This is a genomic window from Pseudokineococcus marinus, assembly GCF_013004605.1.
Lineage (GTDB): Bacteria > Actinomycetota > Actinomycetes > Actinomycetales > Quadrisphaeraceae > Pseudokineococcus > Pseudokineococcus marinus.
In genome coordinates this window covers 1-1,615 of the sequence record NZ_JABEMA010000483.1, presented here as the reverse complement: position 1 = coordinate 1,615, position 1,615 = coordinate 1, and the positions used below count along the sequence as shown (strand labels likewise).

The 1,615-nt window shown below is 79.3% G+C and carries 1 protein-coding gene and 1 pseudogene; one reads left to right on the top strand and one right to left on the bottom strand.

Annotation, left to right across the window (positions count from 1 at the left end; all coding sequences use genetic code 11):
* Positions 1–46: 46 nt before the first annotated feature.
* A complete protein-coding gene (gene gcvT / locus HLB09_RS16845) occupies positions 47–1,180 on the bottom strand; it encodes a glycine cleavage system aminomethyltransferase GcvT (RefSeq protein ID WP_212771294.1) in 1,134 nt (377 codons plus the stop codon).
* Between gcvT and HLB09_RS16840 the strand changes: the two are divergent.
* A pseudogene (locus HLB09_RS16840) lies at positions 1,175–1,615 on the top strand (hypothetical protein); the annotation flags it as partial. The gene gcvT and the pseudogene HLB09_RS16840 overlap by 6 nt on opposite strands.

Below are 1,615 nucleotides of genomic sequence, written 5' to 3'. Positions count from 1 at the left end.
CCGGGCCGGCGGTGCGGGCCGGTGGTGCGGGAGCCGGGGCGGGCGGTCAGGCGCGCGTGCGGTCGGGCACGAAGGGCGGGCGCACGACGCGGCAGGCGAGGGCGCGGCCGCGCACGTCCACGGCCACGAGGTCGTCCCGCTCGACGGCGGCGTCGAGCAGCGCCAGGGCGACGCCCGCCCCCAGGGTCGGGGAGAAGGTGCCCGACGTCGTGGTGCCGACGCGGCGGCCGTCCGAGTCCTCGACCGCGAGGCCGGCGCGGAGCACGCCGCGGCCCTGCGCGAGGAGCCCCCACGAGCGGCGGGCGGGGCCGGCCTCCCGCTCGGCGAGGAGGGCGTCGCGCCCCCAGAAGGCGGGCTTGCCCCACCCGACCGCCCAGCCGACGCGCGCCTGCACGGGGGTGATGTCGCGCGTCAGCTCGTGGCCGTGGAGCGCGTACCCCATCTCGGTGCGCAGCGTGTCGCGGGCGCCGAGGCCGCACGCCCGCCCGTCGCGGGCGCGGACCTGCTCGAGGGCGGCGTCCCACAGCTCGCCCGCGTCCTCCCACCGCGGCAGCAGCTCGTAGCCGCGCTCCCCCGTGTACCCGGTCCGGCAGACGACGACGGGCCGACCGCGCCACGAGGCGTCGACCCAGCCCATGTAGTCGGCGCCCACGGGCAGGCCGAGGGCGTGCAGGACGCCGTCGGCCTCCGGGCCCTGGACGGCGAGGACGGCGTGGTCGCGGTGCTCGTCGAGGACCTCGACGCCCTCCGGCGCGGCGCCCCGCAGGCGCTCCGCCACCTCGCCGGCGTTGGCCGCGTTCGGGACCGTGAAGACCTCGTCGTCGCCGCGCAGGTAGGCGATGAGGTCGTCGACGACTCCGCCGTCCTCGGTGCAGCACAGGCTGTACTGCGCGCGGCCGGGAGCGATGCGGCCCAGGTCGTTGGTGAGGCACGAGTCGACGAAGGCCGCCGCGCCGCGCCCGCGCACCCGGACCTTGCCGAGGTGGCTGACGTCGAAGAGGCCCACGGCCTCGCGGACGGCCCGGTGCTCGGCGACGACGCCGCCGCCGGCGTGCTCCAGCGGCATGGACCAGCCGCCGAAGTCGGCCATCTTCGCCCCCGCGGCGACGTGGCGGTCGTGCAGCGGGCCCCGCAGGGCCTCGCCCGGGGCGACGCCGTCCTCGAGGTCGACGAGATGCACCTCGCCGGGCTCCTGCCCGAGCTGGCGCCCCGCGTCGTCCTCCTCATGAACCTCTCCCGCGACCAGCTCGACCGCACCGCCGAGACGCGCCAGCTCGCCGCGGGGTGGCGCACGGCGCTCGCCGGGCTCGGCGCGGCCGGCGGGCGCGGCGTCGTCGTGGCGAACGCCGACGACCCCCTCGTCGTCTGGGCGGCGTCGTCAGCCCCCCGCGTCGTGTGGGTCTCGGTCGGCGCGTCGTGGACGGCCGACGCGCGCAGCTGCCCGCGCTGCGAGCAGCTGCTCACGCTGCCGGGCGACCCCGACGACGAGCGCGAGGCCACGGCCGCCGTGGAGGCCGCCCCCGCCGGCGCGGTGCCCGGGGACGCCGCGCCCTCCGGAGGCTGGCGCTGCCGCAGCTGCGGGCTCGCCCGCCCGACGCCCTCGCTCGTCCTCGAG